The organism is Acidovorax sp. SRI_002 (genome assembly GCF_057586455.1).
This window is the reverse complement of record NZ_JBYCZW010000001.1, coordinates 880,772-902,476: the sequence shown is the minus strand read 5'-3', so window position 1 is coordinate 902,476 and position 21,705 is coordinate 880,772. Positions and strand designations below refer to the sequence as shown.

Annotated in this window: 15 protein-coding genes; 13 read left to right on the top strand and 2 right to left on the bottom strand. The window is 64.8% G+C overall.

The window, feature by feature from the left end:
- Positions 1–179: 179 nt before the first annotated feature.
- Positions 180–986: an esterase/lipase family protein gene (locus tag AC2YJX_RS04060; protein ID WP_055398168.1), complete on the bottom strand. Its 807-nt coding sequence runs from the start codon at positions 984–986 to the stop codon at positions 180–182.
- Between the two features lie 334 nt (positions 987–1,320).
- Between AC2YJX_RS04060 and AC2YJX_RS04055 the strand changes: the two genes are divergently transcribed.
- Positions 1,321–3,126, top strand: a complete 1,806-nt coding sequence (locus AC2YJX_RS04055; RefSeq protein ID WP_487255324.1) for a methyl-accepting chemotaxis protein — start codon at positions 1,321–1,323, stop codon at positions 3,124–3,126.
- 188 nt (positions 3,127–3,314) lie between these two features.
- Here AC2YJX_RS04055 and AC2YJX_RS04050 read toward each other — a convergent pair whose 3' ends face one another.
- Entirely contained in the window at positions 3,315–4,799 is a 1,485-nt protein-coding gene (locus tag AC2YJX_RS04050; protein ID WP_487255323.1) for an aminotransferase-like domain-containing protein, read from the bottom strand.
- Positions 4,800–4,965: 166 nt separating this feature from the next.
- On the opposite strand from AC2YJX_RS04050, the gene AC2YJX_RS04045 reads away from it, so the two are divergent.
- The 12 genes from AC2YJX_RS04045 (at position 4,966) to AC2YJX_RS03990 (ending at position 21,667) form a co-directional block, all read left to right on the top strand.
- Positions 4,966–5,769 carry a c-type cytochrome gene (locus AC2YJX_RS04045; RefSeq protein ID WP_487255322.1) on the top strand — a complete coding sequence of 268 codons (804 nt, stop codon included), beginning with the start codon at positions 4,966–4,968 and terminating at the stop codon, positions 5,767–5,769.
- A gap of 14 nt (positions 5,770–5,783) precedes the next feature.
- The gene (locus tag AC2YJX_RS04040) at positions 5,784–7,064 is read left to right on the top strand and encodes a c-type cytochrome (protein ID WP_487255321.1); all 1,281 of its coding nucleotides are present in this window, start codon (positions 5,784–5,786) and stop codon (positions 7,062–7,064) included.
- A 57-nt stretch (positions 7,065–7,121) separates the two neighbouring features.
- Complete coding sequence (locus AC2YJX_RS04035; protein ID WP_436131811.1) at positions 7,122–7,520, top strand: thioredoxin family protein; 399 nt, start codon at positions 7,122–7,124, stop codon at positions 7,518–7,520.
- 170 nt (positions 7,521–7,690) lie between these two features.
- A complete protein-coding gene (locus AC2YJX_RS04030) occupies positions 7,691–11,065 on the top strand; it encodes a DEAD/DEAH box helicase (RefSeq protein ID WP_487255320.1) in 3,375 nt (1,124 codons plus the stop codon).
- 276 nt (positions 11,066–11,341) lie between these two features.
- Positions 11,342–11,938, top strand: a complete 597-nt coding sequence (gene rimP, locus AC2YJX_RS04025) for a ribosome maturation factor RimP (RefSeq protein WP_176886345.1) — start codon at positions 11,342–11,344, stop codon at positions 11,936–11,938.
- Between the two features lie 79 nt (positions 11,939–12,017).
- Positions 12,018–13,502, top strand: a complete 1,485-nt coding sequence (gene nusA, locus AC2YJX_RS04020; RefSeq protein ID WP_121420486.1) for a transcription termination factor NusA — start codon at positions 12,018–12,020, stop codon at positions 13,500–13,502.
- A 24-nt stretch (positions 13,503–13,526) separates the two neighbouring features.
- Complete coding sequence (gene infB, locus AC2YJX_RS04015) at positions 13,527–16,400, top strand: translation initiation factor IF-2 (RefSeq protein WP_121506026.1); 2,874 nt, start codon at positions 13,527–13,529, stop codon at positions 16,398–16,400.
- A gap of 18 nt (positions 16,401–16,418) precedes the next feature.
- Entirely contained in the window at positions 16,419–16,790 is a 372-nt protein-coding gene (gene rbfA, locus AC2YJX_RS04010) for a 30S ribosome-binding factor RbfA (RefSeq protein WP_010458038.1), read from the top strand.
- A 3-nt stretch (positions 16,791–16,793) separates the two neighbouring features.
- Positions 16,794–17,786, top strand: coding sequence for a tRNA pseudouridine(55) synthase TruB (gene truB, locus AC2YJX_RS04005; RefSeq protein ID WP_218300145.1), 993 nt, complete (start codon positions 16,794–16,796; stop codon positions 17,784–17,786).
- Positions 17,783–19,609, top strand: coding sequence for a translational GTPase TypA (gene typA / locus AC2YJX_RS04000; protein WP_055398157.1), 1,827 nt, complete (start codon positions 17,783–17,785; stop codon positions 19,607–19,609). The genes truB and typA overlap by 4 nt, the downstream gene beginning before the upstream one ends.
- A 91-nt stretch (positions 19,610–19,700) precedes the next feature.
- Entirely contained in the window at positions 19,701–20,576 is an 876-nt protein-coding gene (locus AC2YJX_RS03995) for a DMT family transporter (protein WP_121506028.1), read from the top strand.
- Positions 20,573–21,667: an enoyl-CoA hydratase/isomerase family protein gene (locus AC2YJX_RS03990; protein ID WP_431149582.1), complete on the top strand. Its 1,095-nt coding sequence runs from the start codon at positions 20,573–20,575 to the stop codon at positions 21,665–21,667. The genes AC2YJX_RS03995 and AC2YJX_RS03990 overlap by 4 nt, the downstream gene beginning before the upstream one ends.
- Positions 21,668–21,705: the final 38 nt, after the last annotated feature.

Below are 21,705 nucleotides of genomic sequence, written 5' to 3'. Positions count from 1 at the left end.
TGCCCCCGCCTGAGGGATAGCGACGAGGGATATGGATAAAAACAGGACCTGGCGCTTGCCCATAAAGCGCAGGTAGCTATCAAAAGAAAAGCACGCTGAGGGGCATCCTCAGCGTGCTTTTTTGTTTTATGTTTTCTATTTCTGTGGGCTGATTGGCTGCATAGCCCCGCGCAAGTCGCTTAGCGGTGGGGGTCTGGATACACCAGGTGCAAGCCCGGAACCCGGGGGCGCTGAAAAGGCTGCCACACCACTTGCGGCCCATGCGGTTGCCCCAGGCGGTCGGCCACGGCCCACCAGGCGCTGGGGTTCAGGCCGATGCCAAAGTGGCTGGCCACCACTTCGATGTTTTCGGTGTGCGGGTTGTGCGCCGCCGGGGCCTGGATGCTGCCGCGCCAGGCCACCACGCCATCTGTGCGCGAGTAGATGCTGGTGGTGGGCACGGGGGGCGCTTCGGGCAGGTTGTAGCTCTCGGTTTCGCGCTCGATGTTGCGGCCGCTGGCGAACTGGTAGATGCGCCAGGCATTGGTCGAGGTGTGGTGCCCTGCGAATGGCGTGCCCAGTGTGATCACACAGCGCACCAGGTCGGGCATCTCCTTGGCCAGTTCGCGGGCATAGACGCCGCCCAAGCTCCAGCCCACCAGGCTCACCTTGCCGCCACTGGCTTGGGCGGCCTCCTGCAGCTGGCGCTTGGCGGTTTCCAGCACGCCATCGCGGGGGCCCAGGTTCAGGCCCTGGCCCCAGCCCAGGGTGTCGTAGTTGCGCGAATCCAGGTAGCGGCGCAGCGGCACGGTGGTGGCGTCACCTGCCGTGAGGCCCGGGAACACGATCACCGTGTGGCCGTCGCCCAGCGGGGCGCGCTGCAGCACCGGCCAGGCGGGCAGCACCGCGCCAAACTCCCAGGGCGCCCGCAGCTCCAGCGCCAGCAGGGGCAGGCCCGGGGCGGGGATGTGGTTGGGATCGGTTTCTTTGTTGCTGAAAAGGGGCATCGGATCGTCAGTCAAAAGCGGAGGGCGCACCTGCGGTAGGGCCGCTGTGGAAGGTAGCATTTTTTTGCCTGCGCACCGGGGCTGGGACTGGAGCTAGCTCTCCAATCCCAACCGGGCAGGCCGGGGCTGCGGCGGGGTGGGGAACGCACTGAACCGACCGGATGCGGCGTTTTGTCAATAAATGCCTGGGCGAGTGCAGGGTGATCTGTGGCGCCCAGGTCGGAGTTGCTGCGCCGCGGCGAAATAGCACTGGTGACAAAGATCGCTCACGGCTAAGGTGGTGACAGCCAAAAAAACCACCTTCAAACCACCACCAGTCCAGAGGAGAAGCAGGATGAATCAGCTGAAGATATCAACCCGACTTACCGTAGCGTTTGCCGTCATGGTGTTGTTGCTCATCGCGCTGGGGGCGGTCAGCCTGATCCAGTCTGCGAGCCAGCGCGCAGAGCTGAAGGATGTGATTGACGTTCGCATCCCCATCACTAAAGCACTGGGCACGTTGACCGACCGGGTGAATGTGCAAGCCATCCAGGTGCGCAATCTGGCGATTTTCACGACCGAGGCCGTGACTAAGTCGTCCATGGACCAGATTGCCGCGTCGAGGGCGGAAGTGGACGCGCAGTACAAAACCCTTGACGCGCTGATCGTCTCGGAAAAAGGCAAAGAAATTCTGGCGCGCATGCAACAGCGGCGCGCAGACTTTGCAAAGATTGGCGTGCAGTACCTCACCATGATCCAGCAAGGGCAGAAGGACGAAGCCACCAAGCTGCTGGAAGAGCAGTATCGCCCCGCGCAGCTTGCCTACCAGGCGGCTATTCAGGAGCAGGTTGAGTTTCAGGCCCAGACCACGGTCAAAGCAGGTGAGCGGGCCGAAGCTGCCGCCGCTGCGCTGCAACGGGATGTGTTGATCGCTGGCGTGCTCGCCATTGCGATTGCCGTCTTTCTCGCCATCACCATCATCCGCTCCATCACCCGCCCCCTGGCGCAGGCCGTGGAGGCTGCCGACCGTGTGGCCAGCGGCGATCTCAGTGGCCAGATCACCGTGAGTTCCAAGGATGAAACCGGCCACCTGCTGGGCGCCTTGCAGCGCATGCAGCAAAGCCTGGTGAACACCGTGGGCTCGGTGCGCCAGAACGCGGAAGGGGTTGCCTCGGCGAGCTCACAGATTGCCTCGGGCAACAACGACCTGTCGGCCCGCACGGAGCAGCAGGCCAGCGCGCTGGAAGAAACGGCAGCCTCGATGGAAGAGCTGGGTTCCACCGTGCGCCAGAACGCCGACAACGCCCGGGCCGCCAACCAGCTGGCGGTGAGCGCCAGCACCGTGGCCGTGCAAGGCGGCGAGGTGGTGGCCGAAGTGGTCGAGACCATGAAAGGCATCAACGACAGCAGCAGAAAGATCGCCGACATCATCAGCGTGATCGACGGCATCGCCTTCCAGACCAACATCCTGGCCCTGAACGCCGCCGTGGAAGCCGCCCGGGCCGGAGAACAAGGCCGGGGCTTTGCGGTGGTGGCCGGTGAAGTGCGCAGCCTGGCAGGGCGCAGCGCAGAAGCCGCCAAGGAAATCAAAGCCCTCATCACCGCCAGCGTAGAGCGCGTGGAACAAGGCACGGCCCTCGTGGACAAGGCAGGGGCCACCATGACCGAAGTGGTGGCCTCCATCCGCCGGGTGACGGACATCATGGGAGAGATCAGCGCCGCCAGCAGCGAACAAAGCGCAGGAGTGGGCCAGGTGGGAGAAGCGGTCACGCAGATGGACCAGGCCACGCAGCAAAACGCAGCGTTGGTGGAAGAAATGGCGGCTGCTGCCAGCGCCCTGAACGCCCAGGCGGGCGAACTGGTCAACGCCGTGGCGGTCTTCAAGCTCGACGCCAACGCGATGCGCAGCGCACCGGCACCCCGAGCGCCCATCGCTGCCCCGGCATTCACCGCCCAACGCAGTGCAGGCGCGACCAAAGGCGCCAGCAAGATCGGCAGCGCAAAGCCCGCCAAACCCCAGGCCAGCCTGGCAGCGCCCAAGGCCAGCGCAGCCACCCCTGCAGCCGCCCCTGCCGCCAGCACCAGGCCCCCGGTTGCCAGCGCGCCAGCGCCTGCAGCCGCAGCCAAGGGCGGCAACGACGACGAATGGGAGAGCTTCTGAGCGGGCATGCCCCCGCCTGAGGGATAGCGACGAGGGATATGGATAAAAACAGGCCCTGGCGCTTGCCCATCAAGCGCGGGTAGCTATCAAAAGTAAAGCACGCTGAGGGGCATCCTTAGCGTGCTTTTTGTTTTCGCCCCGGCTCAGACCCGTGTCTGTGCCGGACAGGTTGTGCTGCAGTGGCCGCTCTATAAATTTGAGCTGTTGGTGCACTCACCAAGGGGTGTCCGCGCACCCTCGGCAGCCAGCACAGTGGCCAGGCGGCCCACGCATTCCAGGGCGGGTTGCAGGCGGTCGTGTGCCGGGTGCCCGTAGTTGATGCGCACGCAGTGCGCAAAACGCCGGTCGGCCGAAAAAATCTGCCCAGGCGCCAGGCTGATGCCCTGCGCGAGTGCCTGACGATGCAGCGCCAGTGCATCGACCTGCTGCGGAAGCTCTGCCCACAAAAAGTAACCCCCCTCGGGCCGCGACACGCGCGTGCCCCGCGGGAAGTGCTTGGCCACCGCCGCCAGCGCAATCGCCTGCTGCTGTTCCAGGCTGCGGCGCAGCGCGCGCAGGTGCCGGTCGTAGCCGCCCTGGGCCAGGTATTCGGAAAGCGCCTGCTGCGATGGTGTGGCGGCTGATAGTGTGGTCATCAGCTTGAGCCGTTGCACCGCCGTGGCAAAGCGGCCCGCCGCCACCCAGCCCACGCGGTAGCCGGGCGCCAGGCTTTTGCTGAACGAGCTGCAGTGCATGACCAGCCCCGTGCCATCAAACGCCTTGGCAGGCGGCGGGCGCTGGGGGCCGTAGTGCAGTTCGCCATACACGTCGTCCTCGATCAGCGGCACGCCGTGGCGGGCAAGCAGGGCGACCAGTTCGCTCTTTTTTCCCTCCGGCATCAGGCTACCCAGAGGGTTTTGAAAGCTGGGCATGAGCCAGCAGGCCTTGATGGGCTGGTGGGGGGGCTGGCGCTCCAGCGCCTCGGCCAGCGCGGCCAGGTCGATGCCGTCGCGTGGGTGGGTGGCGATCTCCAGCGCCTGCAGGTTCAGCCGCTCCAGCGCCTGCAGCGCGGCGTAGAAGGTGGGCGATTCGACCACCACCACATCGCCGGGCTGGGTGACGGCCTCCAGGCAGAGGTTGAGCGCCTCCATCGCGCCGTTGGTGATGATGATTTCTTCCACATCCACCGCGCTGCCGTGCAGGCCGTAGCGCAGCGCGATCTGCTGGCGCAGGCGCTCGTCCCCGGGCGGCAGGCTTTGCACGATGTTCCAGGGGTCGAGCTTGCGCATGCCGCTGGCCAGGCACCGCGCCAGCCGGTCCAGCGGAAACAGCTCCAGCCCCGGGAAGGCCGAGCCCAGCGGCACCAGGTCGCGGTCGCGGGCCAGGCCCAGCACTTCGAACACCAGGTCGCTGATGGCCACGCCGGTGGAGGTGTGCGCGGGCTGCGAGGGCAGGGGCTCGGCGGGGCGCTGGCCTGCGGTGGGTTGCCGGGCGCTGACGTAGTAGCCCGAGCGCGGCCGGGCGTGGATCAGTCCCTGGGCCTCCAGCAGGTAGTACGCCTCGAACACGGTGGACGGGCTGATACCCCGCGTGCGGCTGGCCTCGCGCACCGAAGGCACGCGGTCGCCAGGCCGCAGCGCGCCGCTGTGGATGAGCTGCGCGATGGTGTCAGCGTGGCGTTCGTAGCGTTTCATTGGGGTGGTGGGGCTGGATGCTTGTCAAACTGATCTGTATTTTTAACAGGAAACTGAATCTGTACTGTTTTTGCCGCTGGGCGTAGAGTGTCGGCTTGTGTTGGTGCATGCCCCGAGCGCACGGCTTGTGGGTGCCCGCCGACCGTTTCCCCACGGAAAAATCCCCATGATCGATTGCCTGCGCGGCTTGCTGCGCCCTGTTTTTTCCGCGCCCGGCGCGGCTGCCCTGGTGGCGCTGGCGTTGACGGCTGGCGTTGCGGCCCAGACGGTGCCCGCCAGCACGCCCCCTGCCGCCCCTGCCGCCCCTGCGGCCACGGTCCCCGTGTCGTCCATGTCCTCGCGCGTGCTGGCCTGCACCGCGTGCCACGGCAAAGAGGGCCGGGCCACGCCCGATGGGTACTTTCCACGCATTGCGGGCAAGCCGGCGGGCTACCTGGCCAATCAGCTTCTCAACTTCCGGGATGGGCGACGCAGCTACCCGCAGATGACTTACCTGATTGAACACCTGACCGACGACTACCTGCGCGAGATGGCCGAGCACTTTGCAGCGCTGGACTTGCCTTACCCGCCGCCGCCCGCACCACAAGCGCCCGCCGCTGTGCTGGAGCAAGGCCGCAAGCTGGTGCAAGGGGGCGATGTGGCCCGCAACATCCCCGCCTGCGTGGCCTGCCATGGCGCAGCCATGACGGGTGTGACCCCGTCCATACCCGGCCTGCTAGGCCTGCCGCGCGACTACCTCAACAGCCAGCTGGGTGCCTGGAAGACCGGCCAGCGCCGGGCGCATCTGCCCGACTGCATGGCCGACATTGCCCGCCAGCTCACGCCCGACGATGTGAGTGCTGTCTCGGCCTGGTTGGCCGCCCAGCCCGTGGCGGCGGGGGGCAAGCCCGCCCGCACCTTGCCTGCTGCGATGCCCGCGCGCTGCGGTGGTGTGGCCGAAGTGCCCGTGGCCGCTGCGGCTGCACGTTGAGAAGGGATGCACCGATGAAACGCATCCTCTGGACGAGCTCTTCCATTCTGGCCGCGTTGGGCATTGCGGCAGCACTGCTGATCAGCCTGAACTTGCACGGCGAAGAGCCTCTGCCCGCTGGCGAGACGCTGCAGAGCACACCTGAATTGATTCAGCGTGGCGAGTACCTGGCCCGCGTGGGCAACTGCATGGCCTGCCACACCACGCAGGGCGGTGCGCCGTTTGCCGGCGGGCGCGGCATCGAGACGCCGTTTGGTGTGGTGCACAGCTCCAACCTCACGCCCGACAAGGCACATGGCATTGGCAGCTGGACCTCGGCCGAGTTCTGGCGCGCCATGCACCACGGCCGCAGCAAGGACGGGCGGCTGTTGTATCCGGCCTTTCCGTACCCCAACTACACACAGGTGACGCGCGAGGATTCGGACGCCATCTTTGCCTACCTGCACAGCCTGCCCGCCGCCGCTGAAGCCAACCGCGACCACGCGCTGCGTTTTCCGTACAACACGCAGGCGGCGCTGGGTGTTTGGCGGGCGCTGTTCTTCACGCCCGGGGCGCCTCAACCCGAACCCACGCAGTCGGCTGAATACAACCGGGGCGCTTACCTGGTCAACGGCCTGGGCCATTGCACCGCCTGCCACACGCCGCGCAACGCATTGGGCGCCACCACCGACGCCAAGGCCTTTACCGGCGGGCTGATCCCGGTGCAGAACTGGTATGCCCCTGCGCTCAATGCTGCGCATGAGGCGGGTGTCAAAGAATGGAAAACCGAAGACGTGGTGGCCTTGCTGAAAACCGGCGTGGCCCCGCACGGCTCGGCGCTGAGCCCCATGGCCGAAGTGGTGTTCCGCAGCACCCAGTACCTGAGCGACGTCGATGCGCGCGCCATGGCCGTGTACCTGCAGGGCCTGCCGCAGCAGGATCGCAAGGTGCCTGCCACCGTAGCCGCCCCGCCAGCCAGTGCCATGGCACGCGGCAGCAAGGTGTACGAACAACACTGCGCCCAGTGCCATGGCGACAAAGGCCAGGGCGAACCCGGCGCCTTCCCGGCGCTGGCGGGCAACCGCGCCATCACGCTGAGCGACCCGACCAACCTGGTGCGCGTGGTGCTGCAGGGTGGCTACCTGCCTGCCACGGCGGGCAACCCGCGCCCGCATGGCATGCCACCGTTCCAGCAGTTTCTGTCCGACGAGGACGTGGCGGCGGTGACGACCTTTGTGCGCAACAGCTGGGGCAACCAGGCGCCGGGTGTGGGTACCATCGAGGTTTACCGCGCCCGCGAACGACGCGGTTTGTAGCGCGGGGCCTGCTGTCTTCACAGCGCTCCCGCCACGCCAGCCCCAGGAGCCCGTTTGATGTCCAGCCCCGCCGCATTGCCCCCGTCCCCCCCCCCAAGCCCTGCGGCCGCCACGCCCGGTGGCTGGTGGGCCGTGTGCTTGTGCGCTGCGTGGTGTGGAACCTGTGGCATCTACCGCCCCCTGTTCGACGAATTGGCCCGCGCGCATCCGGAGGTGCGTTTTGAATGGGTGGACATCGAAGACGAGTCCGATCTGGCTGGCGACCTGGACGTGGAAACCTTTCCAACCTTGCTGATTGCCGACGGCCAGCGCGCGCTGTTCCTGGGGCCGCTGCTGCCCCAGGCGCCCGTGCTGGCCCGGCTGCTGGCCAGCCTACAGGCCGCCCCTGGCAGCGCAGGGGCGGGCAGCGAGGCCCAGGGCGTTTTTGAGCGTGTGCGCGCCGCGCGCAGCCAGTAAACGCCGCGTTCTGGATACTCACTCATTGCTCATTTTTTAGTAGCTGCTAGCGCTTGATAGTAAAGCGCTAGGGCCATTTTCCGCTTCTATTTGTGTCTTCCCCCGCTGCTCCGTCCTTTTCCATCAGCTCGCTGCAGGCACACTGCGACCAAGGCGCATGGTCGCGCGGTATGGGACTTTTCCGGCAGTCCGCCGTCGTCCGCATCGACGTTGAAGAGGAAGGCAAAGGCGTCTGGCGCATCGGCGGCGAAGTGCAGGGCACCCAACCCGAGCCGTACGCGCTGTCGGTAGAGCTGGTGCTGGCGCCCAACGGCCAGGTCCGCTCCTGGACGGGCGAATGCACCTGCCCGGTGGGCGAAGACTGCAAACACGCCGTAGCCCTGACGCTGAAGGCACTGGACATGCGCCCAGGCGCAGAGCCTGCCCCCCGTTCGCCCCCTACAGCGCAGGCCGCGCAAGCGCTGCAGGCTATGCAGGAGCGCGTTGCCGCCCAGGCCCGCGCAGAGGCCGAGGCCCGCCTGGTGCGTTGGCTGAACGACTGGGATCTGGCGGCAGACAACGCCGCGCTGCCACTGGCTGGCGCACGGGCAGACCGGCCGGAGTGTTACCTCTACCTGCTCTCCACCATCGGGCGCCTGCGCAATGGCGCGCCACAGCTGCAGATCGAGGCCGTGGTGTCCTACCCCAAGCTCACCGGCGGCTGGGCCAAGCCCAAGGCCGTCCGGACCCAACCTGGACCCGGCCAGGCGGTGTATGACCGCGCCACGGATGCAGACCGCCAGCTGCTGCAACTGCTGCGTGCCATGCCGCGCAGCGTGGGCTACTACTCGGCCTACAGCGGCGCGCCGACGGGTGTGCTGGAGGGAGCTGTAGGCCTGCTGGCACTGCAGCAGGCGGCTGCCACGGGGCGTCTGTTTGTGGATGCAGGCGGCTCCACGGTGGGCGTGCCGCTGCGCTGGGGCGATCCGCTGCCCATTGCCTGGGCCTGGAAAGAAAAAGTCGCGTCCGGTGGTGGCGACGGTGGCGACAACGCCTGGACCTTGCAGGCCCGCCTGCCCAGCCCCAGCGCCACGCTGTGTGCTAACCACCCGCCCCTGTACCTCGATGTCGCCCAGGGCCTGTGCGGCCCCGTGTCGGCCGAGGGGTTGAGCCCCGAACAACTGGAACTGTTGCTGCAGGCGTCTCCGCTCGCCGCCGCCGCGCTGCAAAAACACCATGCCGAGGTGGCGAGCCGCCTTGGGGGCATGCTGCCGCTGCCGCCGGTGCTCAGCCCTCTCACACGCGTGCAGGGCGTCAGGCCCGTGGCGCGCCTGCACCTGGCGCCCGTGCCCGAAGCCGATGTGCCGGGCCTGGGCCTCATCACCGCCCAGTTGCGCTTTGACTACCAGGGCCATGTGGGCTGGTGGGCCGGGCAGGACCTGAGTGTGCTGGTGACTGGCGCCGACGGCAGTCAGGTGCTGCTGCAGCGCGACGCGGCGGCCGAGCTGGATGCCATTGAACGCCTGATGGACCTGGGCCTGCTGGCCACCGACGATGGCCTGTTCGGCATCCCCGGCGAGGAATCGCAGGACGACTGGATGCACTGGTTTGACAACGGGTTTTCTGTGTTGCGCGAGGCCGGTTTTGTGCTTAGGCAGGACGCGGCGCTGGACGGCTGGATCACCCATGCCGACACGCTGGACGTGTCACTGCAACCCAGTGGCGAAGATGAGGCCACATCGCCCTGGTTTGCGCTGTCGCTGGGCATGGAAATCAACGGCGTGCGCCACAACATCCTGCCGTTGCTGCCCCTGCTGATCGCCGCTGCCGCCCAGCAGCCGCCCGACCCCGTCACTGGACAGCCGCAGCTGCCGCCGTTTGCTTACCTGCGGGGTGTGGGTACATCGGGTTTTGTGCGGGTGCCGACCGACGCGCTGCGCCCCTGGATGGCCGCCTTGCTGGACCTGGTGGGCGACCGCGCGCACGATTTCAGGGGCGAGAGCCTCAAGCTCTCGCGCATGGACGCGCTGCGCACCAGCGCCGCGTTGGGCGAGGGCGCGGTGTGGCAGGGCGCCGATGCCTTGCGCGCCATGGTGGCTCAGTTGCAGGGCGTTGGCGCCTTGCCGGAGGTGCCTTTGCCCGCCAGCGTGCGGGCCACCTTGCGGCCGTACCAGCAGCAGGGGCTGAACTGGCTGCAGTTTCTGAGTGCCCACGGACTGGCCGGGGTGCTGGCCGACGACATGGGCCTGGGCAAGACGCTGCAGACCCTGGCACACATCCAGGTCGAAAAAGACGCGGGGCGGCTGACCGCACCTGCGCTGGTCATTGCACCCGTGAGCCTCATGGGCAACTGGCAGCGCGAGGCGGCCCGCTTTTGCCCTGGGCTGCGTTGTCTGGTGCTGCATGGCGCCGGCCGACACGGCATGGCAGATACAGTCACCGAGCATGACCTGGTCATTGCCCCGTATTCGCTGCTGCAGCGCGACCGCGAGCGCTGGTTGGCGCACCAGTGGCACCTGGTGGTGCTGGATGAAGCGCAGAACATCAAGAACGCCAGCACGCATGCCGCGCAGGTGGTCAGCCAGCTGCAGGCGCGCCACCGGCTGTGCCTGTCGGGCACGCCCATGGAAAACCACCTGGGCGAGATCTGGAGCCTGTTTCACTTTTTGATGCCAGGTTTTCTGGGCAGTCAGACACGCTTCAAGGAGGTGTTTCGCACGCCCATCGAAAAGCAGGGCGACGGCGCGCGCATGGCGCAGCTGCGCTCGCGCATCACGCCTTTTATGCTGCGCAGGACCAAGGCCCTGGTGGCGGGCGAGCTGCCGCCCAAGGTCGAGTCGGTGATGCCCGTGGAACTGACCGGCACGCAGGCCGATCTGTACGAAACCATCCGCCTGGGTATGGAAAAAACCGTGCGCGAAGCCTTGCAGACCAAGGGGCTGGCCAAGTCGCAGATCACCATCCTCGATGCGCTGCTCAAGCTGCGCCAGGTGTGCTGCCACCCGCAACTTGTGCCGCTAGATGCCGCCAAAAAGGTCAAGACATCGGCCAAGCTGGACCAGCTGATGGCGCTGCTGCCCGAGATGCTGGCCGAGGGGCGGCGCATTTTGCTGTTCTCGCAGTTCACCAGCATGCTCACGCTGATCGAGGCCGAGCTGAAAAAACGCAACCTGCCCTGGGTCAAGCTCACGGGGCAGAGCCAGAAGCGCGACGCGATCATCGAACAGTTCACCAGCGGGCAGGTGCCGCTGTTTTTGATCAGCCTGAAGGCGGGCGGGGTGGGGCTGAACCTGCCGCAGGCCGACACGGTGATTCACTACGACCCCTGGTGGAACCCGGCGGTGGAAAACCAGGCCACCGACCGCGCCCACCGCATTGGACAGACACAGAGCGTATGGGTGATCAAACTGGTGGCGCAGGGCACGATTGAAGAGCGAATTTTGGCGCTGCAGGAGCGCAAGGCGCAGCTGGCGGGCAGTCTGTACAGCGACTCCGCTGCACGCAAGGAGCCGCTGTTCACCGAGGGCGATCTGGCTGAGCTGCTGCAGCCGCTATCACTGTCATAGCTGCTCGCGCCGATTGGATAAGCGCCAGGTGCCGTTTTGGCACCACATCGTCCGGCAGGCCGCATGCACACTGGCCTGGGCGCGTTGACAACAGTTTTGCCCGTCCGCGCCTTTGCAAATCAACACTTTGCGCGCTACAATACGACTCTCACGACCAAACGGGCGGGTACCAACCGCCCGTTTTTTTTGGTCGAACGCTTTTGGAGCTCGAAGCTGTCGGGGAAGAGTCTCCGGGGGTTATCGGGTTTTTTGTTTTTCCGGGATTGAACTGAACACGTGGCATTGCAGCAAGTCGTTGAACAAATTGTGACGGGCCTGGGGTATGACCTGGTGGAGATCGAACGCTCCGCTGGCGGTTTGCTGCGCGTCACCATCGACTTGCCCTGGGTGCAGCCGGCCGCTGATGCGCCCCAGCCCGTGATTGATCAGTTCGTGACCGTCGAGGATTGCGAGAAGGTCACGCGCCAGCTGCAGTTTGCGCTGGAGGTCGATGGCGTCGAGTACAAGCGCCTCGAAGTGTCGTCCCCCGGCATCGATCGCCCTCTGCGCCATGAGCAAGACTTTGTTCGCTTCGAGGGTTCGGTCATTGACGTCACCCTGAAGGCGCCCATCGGCGTTGCGGCGGCGGCGGGGCAGGTCAATGCCACCCGCAAGAAATTTCGCGGCACGCTGGAGCGCGCCGAGGCTGGGGGGTGGCAGATTGTCTGGAGTGACGAGCCGCCGGTCAAGCCAGGTCAAAGGGTCAGCAAGAAACGTGTGCCCGCCCCATTGCAGGCGCTGGGCTTTACCTTGGACGAGGTTCGGGATGTGCGCCTGGCGCCCATCGTGGATTTCAAGGGGCGTGCAGGCAAGGCTGGGGCGGCACCCGCCTGAGTGGCTGCTGAAAAATTGGGGTGGGTGGCAGCCGCGCGCAGCCTCCGCCTTCGGGTGATTGAAACAGGAGAGTCGTCGCATGAATCGCGAATTGTTGATGTTGGTTGAGGCCATTTCGCGCGAAAAGAACGTGGAGCGTGATGTGGTCTTGGGCGCCGTGGAGTCGGCCCTGGCCCAGGCTACCAAGAAGCTGTACCAGGGCGAGGTGGACATTCGCGTGTCCGTAGATCGCGACAGCGGCAACTATGAGACTTTCCGTCGCTGGCTGGTGGTGCCCGATGATGCCGGCCTGCAAAACCCCGAAGCCGAAGAGCTGCTGATGGATGCGAAGGACCGCATTCCGGACATCGAGGTGGGCGAGTACATCGAAGAAGGTGTCGAGTCCGTGCCGATCGGCCGCATCGGCGCCATGGCTGCCAAGCAGGTCATCCTGCAGAAGATTCGCGACGCCGAGCGTGAAATGCTGCTCAACGACTTCATGTCGCGCGGCGAGAAAATCTTTACCGGCACCGTCAAGCGCATGGACAAGGGCGACATCATTGTCGAATCCGGCCGTGTGGAAGGACGTCTGCGCCGTGGCGAGATGATCCCGAAGGAAAACCTGCGCAGTGGCGACCGTGTGCGTGCCATGATCATGGAAGTGGACCTGACGCTGCGCGGCGCTCCCATCATCCTGTCGCGCTCGGCCCCCGAGTTCATGATCGAACTCTTCCGCAACGAAGTGCCTGAGATCGAACAAGGCCTGCTGGAAATCAAGTCCTGCGCCCGTGACCCCGGCTCGCGCGCCAAGATCGCCGTGCTGAGCCATGACAAGCGCGTGGACCCCATTGGCACTTGCGTCGGTGTGCGTGGCACCCGCGTCAATGCGGTGACCAACGAACTCGCTGGCGAACGCGTGGACATCGTGCTGTGGTCCGAAGACCCCGCACAGTTTGTGATCGGAGCCCTGGCCCCGGCCAACGTGTCCTCCATCGTGGTCGATGAAGAAAAACACGCCATGGATGTGGTCGTGGACGAGGAAAATCTCGCCATCGCCATTGGCCGTGGTGGTCAGAACGTGCGTCTGGCGTCCGATCTGACCGGCTGGAAGATCAACATCATGGACGCCGCCGAAAGCGCGCAAAAGCAGGCCAACGAGACCGACACGGCCCGCAAGCTGTTCATGGAAAAGCTCGATGTGGACGAGGAAATCGCCGACATCCTGATCTCCGAAGGCTTCAACAGCCTCGAAGAAGTGGCCTATGTGCCGCTGCAGGAAATGTTGGAGATCGAAAGCTTCGACGAAGACACCGTCAACGAGTTGCGTGCCCGTGCCAAGGATGCGCTGCTCACGATGGAAATCGCCCGTGAGGAAAGCGTGGAAGAGGTCTCCCAGGACCTGCGCGACCTCGAAGGCCTCACCCCCGAGCTGATTGCCAAGTTGGCTGAAGGCGGTGTGCACACACGTGACGACCTGGCCGATCTGGCCATTGATGAACTGACCGACCTGACCGGACAGTCTGAAGAAGATGCCAAAGCCTTGATCATGAAGGCGCGCGAACACTGGTTCGCGGGGCAAGAGTAAAGGTCAGGGAGGCACGAACCACATATGTCCAGTAATACTGTCGCCGAGTTTGCAACCGAACTCAAAAAATCGCCTGAAACCCTGCTCGACCAGCTCAAAGCTGCGGGCGTGGGCAAGGCCGCCCCTTCCGACGCGTTGACCGAGTCGGACAAGCAAAAGCTGCTTGCTTATTTGCAGGCCAGCCACGGCACGGCTTCGGCCGACCGCAAGAAGATCACGCTGGTGAAGAAGTCCACCAGCGAGATCAAGCAGGCGGATGCCACGGGCAAGGCCCGCACGATCCAGGTGGAAGTGCGCAAGAAGCGCACGTTCATCCAGCGCGACGAAGGTGCCGAGGCATCTGCCGAATCCCACGCGCCCGCCGCTGCGGAAGAGGCCGCTGTTTCCAGCGAAGACCTGGAACTGTCCCGCCGCGAGGAAGAAGCGCGCCGCCAGGCCGAGCTGATCCGCCGCCAGGAGACGGAGCTGGCCGAAAAGCGTGCCGAGCGCGAAGCGCGTGAGAAGCGCGAGCGTGAAGCTGAAGAGCGCGCTGCCGCCTATGCCGCCCAGGAAGCCGAGAAGAAGGCACAAGCCTCTGCTGTCAAGCAGGAGGCCACCCGCGAGCAAGCGGCCGAAGCCGCTGCACGCAATGCAGCCCAAACCGAAGCCCGCGAAAAGGCTGCCGCTGAATCCAAGGCACGCGCCGACGAGGAAACCGCGCGCGCTGCTGACCTGGACGCCCGTCGCCGCAAGGCCGAAGCGGAAGCTGCTGCGATCCGGTCCATGATGGCCACGCCCAAGAAGGCGGTCATGGTGGCCAAGAAGCCAGAAGAACCCAAGCCAGTGGCCAAGCCCGCTGCCGTGGGGGATGCCAAGAAGGGCACCCTGCACAAGCCGGCTGTTGGCACCGGTGTGGCGCGCGCAGGCGCTCCCGCCACTGCCGGGGCAGGCGCAGGTGCGCCAGGCGCTGGCAAGGAAGTGAAGTCGGCCAAGCTGTCCTCCAGCTGGGCCAACGACACTGCCAAGAAGAAAGAAATCAAGACCCGTGGCGACAGCAGCGGCGGTGTCGGTCGCAACAACTGGCGTGGTGGCCCGCGTGGCCGTCGTGGCGACAGCCGCGACCATCGCGACGATCACCAGCAGTCCGCACCGGTCGAGGCGCGCATCATTGAAGTGCATGTGCCCGAAACCATCACGGTGGCAGAGCTGGCACACAAGATGTCGATCAAGGCGTCTGAAGTGATCAAGGCGCTGATGAAGATGGGACAGATGGTCACCATCAACCAGCCGCTGGACCAGGACACCGCCATGATCGTGGTGGAAGAACTGGGCCACAAGGCGGTGGTGGCAGCGCTGGACGATCCAGAAGCCTTTACCGACGACGATACGACCCAGCAGAACGTGGAATTGTTGCCACGTGCTCCTGTGGTGACCGTCATGGGCCACGTGGACCATGGCAAGACCTCGCTGCTCGATTACATTCGCCGCGCCAAGGTGGCTGCGGGTGAAGCCGGTGGCATCACGCAGCACATCGGTGCCTACCACGTGGAAACACCACGCGGCATGGTGTCGTTCCTTGACACCCCGGGCCACGAGGCCTTCACGGCCATGCGTGCCCGTGGTGCCCAGGCCACGGACATCGTGATCCTGGTGGTGGCGGCCGACGACGGTGTCATGCCCCAGACCAAGGAAGCCATCAAGCACGCCAAGGCGGCTGGTGTTCCTATCGTGGTGGCGATCACCAAGGCCGACAAGCCCGATGCCAACCCCGACCGCGTCAAGCAGGAGCTGGTGGTCGAAGAGGTGGTGCCTGAAGAGTACGGTGGCGATTCGCCTTTCGTGCCGGTGTCTTCCAAGACCGGCATGGGCATCGACACCCTGCTGGAGCAAGTGCTGCTGCAGGCCGAAGTGCTGGAACTCAAGGCACCGGTCGATTCATTGGCCAAGGGTCTGGTGATCGAAGCCCAGCTCGACAAGGGCCGCGGCCCTGTAGCCACGGTGCTGGTGCAGTCCGGCACGCTCAAGGTGGGCGATATTGTGCTGGCTGGCCAGACCTATGGCCGCGTGCGCGCCATGCTGGACGAAAACGGCAAGGTCGCCAAGACGGCAGGCCCGTCGATCCCGGTGGAAATCCAGGGTCTGACGGAAGTGCCGCAGGCCGGCGACGAATTCATGGTGCTCACGGACGAACGCCGTGCCCGCGAAATCGCGACCTACCGTGCCGGCAAGTTCCGCAACACCAAGCTGGCCAAGCAACAGGCCGCCAAGCTGGAAAACATGTTTGCCGACATGACGGCGGGCGAAGTGAAGATGTTGCCCATCATCGTCAAGGCCGACGTGCAGGGTTCGCAGGAAGCGCTGGCGCAGTCGCTGCTCAAGCTGTCGACCGACGAAGTCAAGGTGCAGCTGGTGTACGCCGCAGTGGGCGCCATCAGCGAGTCGGACATCAACCTGGCGATCGCCTCCAAGGCCATCGTGATCGGCTTCAACGTGCGGGCCGATGCCGGCGCGCGCAAGCTGGCCGAGGGCAATGGCGTCGATCTGCACTACTACAGCATCATTTACGACGCTGTGGACGAGCTGCGGGTGGCGATGTCCGGGATGCTGGCTCCAGAGCAGCGCGAGGAAATCATCGGTACGGCCGAGATCCGCACGGTGTTCGTGGCGACCAAGATCGGCACGATTGCCGGTTCGTACATCACCTCGGGCATGGTCCATCGCAATGCACGCTTCCGCCTGCTGCGCGACAACGTGGTGGTCTACACCGGCGAAGTCGATTCGATCAAGCGCCTCAAGGACGATGTCAAGGATGTCAAGGAAGGCTTTGAGTGCGGTATCAAGCTCAAGAACTACAACGACATCAAGGAAGGCGATCACCTCGAATTCTTTGACATCAAGGAAATCGCGCGGACGCTGTAAGGCATCGGTGACGACGACATGGCTGCGAAGAAATCTTCCACCCCCAACCGCGCCTTCAAGGTCGCCGATCAGATCCAGCGCGATCTGACGGAGCTGATCGCGCGCGAGTTGAAAGATCCGCGTGTGGGCATGGTGACGCTGCAGGGTGTGGAGGTGACTCCAGACTACGCACACGCCAAGGTGTTCTTCAGCCTGTTGACGGGCGACCCTGTGGAGACACAGGCGGCGCTCAACCAGGCTGCGGGTTTCCTGCGCAACGGCTTGTTCAAGCGCCTGCACATCCACACGGTGCCCACGCTGCACTTCGTGTTCGACCGCACCTCCGAGCGTGCGGCCGACATGAATGCCTTGATCGCCAAGGCAGTTTCTTCCCGCGCAAAAGAGGAGTAGTCCATGCACGCGCCTCGCACCAGGGTGCAGCGGCGCCCTGTGCATGGGGTGTTGCTGCTCGACAAACCGCTCGGCCTTTCGAGCAACGACGCCTTGCAAAAGGCGAAATGGCTCTTGCGCGCCGAAAAGGCGGGCCATACCGGCACGCTGGACCCATTGGCCACCGGCGTGTTGCCGCTGTGTTTTGGCGCGGCCACCAAGTTCAGCCAGCTGCAGCTGGATGCGCCCAAGACCTACGAAGCCGTTGCACTGCTGGGCACCACCACCACCACCGGCGACGCTGAAGGCGATGTGGTGCAACGCTGTGATGTGGACTTGGCACAGCTGACCCCTGAGCGTCTTGCGGCCGTGCAAGAGCAGTTCACCGGCCCTATTCGCCAGGTGCCGCCGATGCACAGTGCGCTCAAGAAAGACGGCAAGGCGCTGTACGAGTACGCGCGAGCAGGTGTCACGGTAGAGCGTGAAGCGCGCGATGTCGTCATTCATGCATTAAAACTGACCCTGACGCAGACAGATAAAGCGCAAGTAGCTATCAAAATAATAGTAACTTGCAGCAAAGGCACCTACATCCGCACGCTGGGTGAAGACATCGGGGCGGCGCTGGGTTGCGGCGCGCACCTGACCTTCTTGCGCCGCATCGACACGGGTGGAATCGGTGTGGAGCGCTGCGTCACGCTGGCCCAGCTGGAAGCCATGCCGGAGGCGGAGCGCCTGGCCAGCCTGGAGGCGCCCGAGTCGCTGCTGGCACAACACGTGCGTGTCACGCTGGACGGCGAGAATGCAGCCCGATTCCTGTCGGGCGTGCGTCGCCGTGGCACCTGGCCCGATGCCAGTGCCGTGGCGGTGTTCGGCGAGAATCCTCCGGCACTGCTGGGGGTGGGCCACATCGTGGGCGGGGAGCTGGTGCCGGACAGGCTCCTGAGTCCGCTGGAAATTCAACAAATTTTGGAAGGCATGCCGCACCCTCAAGCCAGCGGCACATTGGAAAAACTATGACGACGAAACAAATCCGCAATATCGCGATCATTGCCCACGTTGACCACGGCAAAACCACCATGGTCGACCAGCTGCTGCGCCAGTCCGGCACCTTCGCCGACCACGAAAAGGTCGTTGACACCGTGATGGACAACAACGCGATTGAAAAAGAGCGTGGCATTACCATCCTGGCCAAGAACTGCGCCGTGAGCTGGAAGGGCACGCACATCAACATCGTGGACACCCCCGGCCACGCGGACTTCGGCGGGGAAGTGGAGCGTGCGCTGTCCATGGTGGACAGCGTGGTGCTGCTGATCGACGCGCAAGAAGGCCCCATGCCCCAGACGCGTTTCGTGACCAAGAAGGCCCTGGCTCTGGGCCTGCGCCCCATCCTGGTGGTGAACAAGGTGGACAAGCCCGGTGCCAACCCCGACAAGGTGGTGAATGCCGCTTTCGACCTGTTCGACAAGCTCGGTGCCACCGACGAACAGCTCGACTTCCCCGTGGTGTACGCATCGGGCATCAACGGCTGGTCGTCGCTGGAAGAAGGCGCGCCGGGCGAGCAGTGGGGTCCCGACATGTCGGCCCTGTTCGACACGATCCTCTCGCACGTTCCACCGAACACGGGTGACCCAGCCGCTCCGCTGCAACTGCAGATTTCGGCGCTGGACTTCTCCACCTTTGTGGGCCGCATCGGCGTGGGCCGCATCAGCCAGGGCACCATCAAGCCCGGCCAGGATGTGCTCGTCATGGAAGGCCCCGATGGCAAGTCCGTCAAGGGCCGTGTCAACCAGGTGCTGACCTTCCAGGGCCTTGATCGCATGCAGACGCCGCTGGCGGGCCCTGGCGACATCGTGCTGATCAACGGCATCGAAGACATCGGCATCGGCGTGACCGTGACCGACCCCGCCAACCCGTCGCCGCTGCCCATGCTGAAGGTGGACGAGCCCACGCTGACCATGAACTTCTGCGTGAACACCTCGCCCCTGGCCGGCCGCGAAGGCAAGTTCGTGACCAGCCGCCAGATCTGGGACCGTCTGCAAAAGGAGCTGCAGCACAACGTGGCCCTGCGCGTGTCCGAGACCGATGAAGAAGGTATCTTCGAAGTGATGGGCCGGGGTGAACTGCACCTGACCATCCTCTTGGAAAACATGCGCCGTGAAGGCTACGAGCTGGCCGTGTCCAAGCCCCGCGTGGTGTTCAAGGACATTGACGGCGTGAAGCACGAGCCTATCGAGCTGGTGACGGTGGACATCGAAGAAGGCCACCAGGGCGGCGTGATGCAGGCCCTGGGCGAGCGCAAGGGCGAGCTGGTGAACATGGAGTCCGACGGCCGTGGCCGCGTACGCCTCGAATACCGCATCCCCGCACGTGGCCTGATCGGTTTCACCAACGAATTCCTGAACCTGACACGTGGTTCCGGCCTGATCTCCAACATCTTCGACAGCTACGAGCCGCACAAGGGCGACATCGGTGGCCGCAAGAACGGTGTGCTGATCTCCATGGACGATGGTGAAATCTTCACCTACGCCCTGGGCAAGCTGGACGACCGTGGCCGCATGTTCGTGAAGGCGAACGACCCCGTGTACGAAGGCATGATCGTGGGCATCCACAGCCGCGACAACGACCTGATCGTGAACGCCACGCGCACCAAGCAGCTGACCAACTTCCGTGTCTCTGGCAAGGAAGACGCGATCAAGATCACGCCCCCGATCGACCTGACGCTGGAATACGGCGTGGAATTCATCGAGGACGATGAACTGGTCGAGATCACGCCCAAGTCTGTGCGCCTGCGCAAGCGCCACCTGACCGAGAACGAGCGCAAGCGCGCTGCACGGTCCTGATCGGCGGAGCGTTCAGAGAAGCGCTCAGAGCACGTTCAAAAAGGGGCCACTGCGACGCAGTGGCCTTTTTGCCGTCTGAATCCTGGAGCCTCTGTTGAAATTGACACATTCCCGTGCCGTGGCGCTGATGGTGGCCGTGACCCTCATGTGGTCCATTGCCGGTGTGGTCACGCGCCACCTGGAGCATGCGGCGAGCTTTGAGGTGACCTTCTGGCGCAGCTTCTTCACGCTGCTGTCGCTGCTGGTCATCCTGCCTGCGCTGCAGGGCAGGGCGGTGTTCGCCTCCATGCGCCACAGCGGCCGTGCGCTGTGGATCTCTGGCGTGTGCTGGAGCGTGATGTTCACGGCATTCATGGTGGCGCTGGTGCTCATGCCGGTGGCCAACGTGCTGGTCACGATGGCCGTGGGGCCGCTGCTCACGGCGTTGTTCGCGCGCATTTTTATCGGCCACCACATCGCCCCGCGCACCTGGGCCGCGATTGCCGTGGCGGGGCTGGGCATTGGGTGGATGTATGGTTCGCAGATGGCGGGCCTGCCCCTGGCAGGTACGCTGGTGGCGCTGTGTGTGCCGGTGGCAGCCGCCATCAACTGGACGGTGGTGCAGCATTCGCAGCGCCACGGCCATGCGGTGGACCTGGTGCCTGCGGTGCTGGTCGGCGCGGTGATCTCGGTGGTGGCTACGTTGCCGTTGGCGCTGCCTTTTCAGGCTTCAGGGCATGACCTGGCCCTGCTGGCGCTGTTGGGCGTGGTGCAATTGGCCATCCCTTGTGTGCTGGCCGTGCGCTGCGGCCGGGTGCTCAAGGCGCCAGAGATGGCGTTGCTCGGCTTGCTCGAAGTCATCTTTGGAATTTTGCTGGCCTGGCTGGGCGCAGGCGAAAAGCCTGCTCCGGCGGTGCTGACGGGAGGCGTGCTCGTGATCGGTGCGCTGGTTTTTAATGAACTATTGGGTTGGAAGGAACAAAAATGACGGAGACGGTATTGTCTGATGTGTTGAGTGAAGTGCGAGGCCAGGTGGGCTTCATCACGTTGAACCGCCCGCGTGCGCTCAATGCCCTCTCGCTGGGCATGGTGCGTGACCTCATGGGCATCTTGCTGGCATGGCAAAACGATGCGCGGGTGCTGGCCGTGGCCATCCGTGGCAGCAACAAGGAAGGCCCGTTTGGTGCCTTCTGCGCCGGTGGAGACATCCGCTTTTTGCACCAGGCGGGCAGCCAGGGCAACCCGCTGATCGAGGACTTCTTCACCGAGGAGTACGCGCTCAACCACCTGATCCACAACTACGCCAAGCCCTACATCGCCTTCATGGACGGCATCGTGATGGGCGGCGGCATGGGCATCAGCCAGGGCGCAGCCCTGCGCGTGGTGACCGAGCGCACGAAGATGGCCATGCCTGAGACGGCCATTGGCCTGTTCCCGGATGTGGGGGGCGGCTATTTTCTGAGCCGTTGTCCCGGTCGTGTGGGCGAATGGCTGGCGCTCACCGGCGACACCATTGGCGCCGGTGATGCCATCGAAAACCGGTTGGCGGACGGTTGTCTGCCTGCCGACCAGCAAGCGGCAGTGTGGGAGGCGCTGGGCACCCAGAGCTTTGCCAGCGGTGCTGCCGTCAAAGACTATGTTGCTTCTAAATTTGTAGCTGCTAGCGCTTTGCAGAAAAGCGCTAGGGGCCAAATTGACCAATATTTTTCGTTGGGCAGCGTGGGCGAGATCGTGGCGGCGCTTGAAGCGGCCGACAGTGACTGGGCACGCGCCACGGCGGCCACGCTGCGCAAGCGCTCGCCCCTCATGCTGCACGTGGTGCTGGAACAAATCCGCCGCGCACGGGACATGGGCTTGGCCGACGACCTGCGCATGGAGCGCGACATGGTGCGCCACTGCTTCTTCCTGCGCCCCGGCCAGAGCGAAACGGTGGAGGGCATCCGAGCCCTGGCCGTGGACAAAGACCATGCGCCCCAATGGAACCCGGGCCGCATCGAAGACGTGACGCCCGATATGGTGGCGCAGTTCTTCACCAGTCCTTGGCCTGCACACGCCCACCCGCTGGCCCATTTGTCCTGATCGGCGAAGGTTGTATCCGGGCAGGCCACCCGGAGAGT

Bases quoted from the DNA above. Each gene is read 5' to 3' on its own strand.
- AC2YJX_RS04060 (WP_055398168.1), bottom strand. From the start codon at position 986: ATGCCCCTTTTCAGCAACAAAGAAACCGATCCCAACCACATCCCCGCC.
- AC2YJX_RS04055 (WP_487255324.1), top strand. From the start codon at position 1,321: ATGAATCAGCTGAAGATATCAACCCGACTTACCGTAGCGTTTGCCGTC.
- AC2YJX_RS04050 (WP_487255323.1), bottom strand. From the start codon at position 4,799: ATGAAACGCTACGAACGCCACGCTGACACCATCGCGCAGCTCATCCAC.
- AC2YJX_RS04045 (WP_487255322.1), top strand. From the start codon at position 4,966: ATGATCGATTGCCTGCGCGGCTTGCTGCGCCCTGTTTTTTCCGCGCCC.
- AC2YJX_RS04040 (WP_487255321.1), top strand. From the start codon at position 5,784: ATGAAACGCATCCTCTGGACGAGCTCTTCCATTCTGGCCGCGTTGGGC.
- AC2YJX_RS04035 (WP_436131811.1), top strand. From the start codon at position 7,122: ATGTCCAGCCCCGCCGCATTGCCCCCGTCCCCCCCCCCAAGCCCTGCG.
- AC2YJX_RS04030 (WP_487255320.1), top strand. From the start codon at position 7,691: ATGGGACTTTTCCGGCAGTCCGCCGTCGTCCGCATCGACGTTGAAGAG.
- nusA (WP_121420486.1), top strand. From the start codon at position 12,018: ATGAATCGCGAATTGTTGATGTTGGTTGAGGCCATTTCGCGCGAAAAG.
- infB (WP_121506026.1), top strand. From the start codon at position 13,527: ATGTCCAGTAATACTGTCGCCGAGTTTGCAACCGAACTCAAAAAATCG.
- rbfA (WP_010458038.1), top strand. From the start codon at position 16,419: ATGGCTGCGAAGAAATCTTCCACCCCCAACCGCGCCTTCAAGGTCGCC.
- truB (WP_218300145.1), top strand. From the start codon at position 16,794: ATGCACGCGCCTCGCACCAGGGTGCAGCGGCGCCCTGTGCATGGGGTG.
- typA (WP_055398157.1), top strand. From the start codon at position 17,783: ATGACGACGAAACAAATCCGCAATATCGCGATCATTGCCCACGTTGAC.
- AC2YJX_RS03990 (WP_431149582.1), top strand. From the start codon at position 20,573: ATGACGGAGACGGTATTGTCTGATGTGTTGAGTGAAGTGCGAGGCCAG.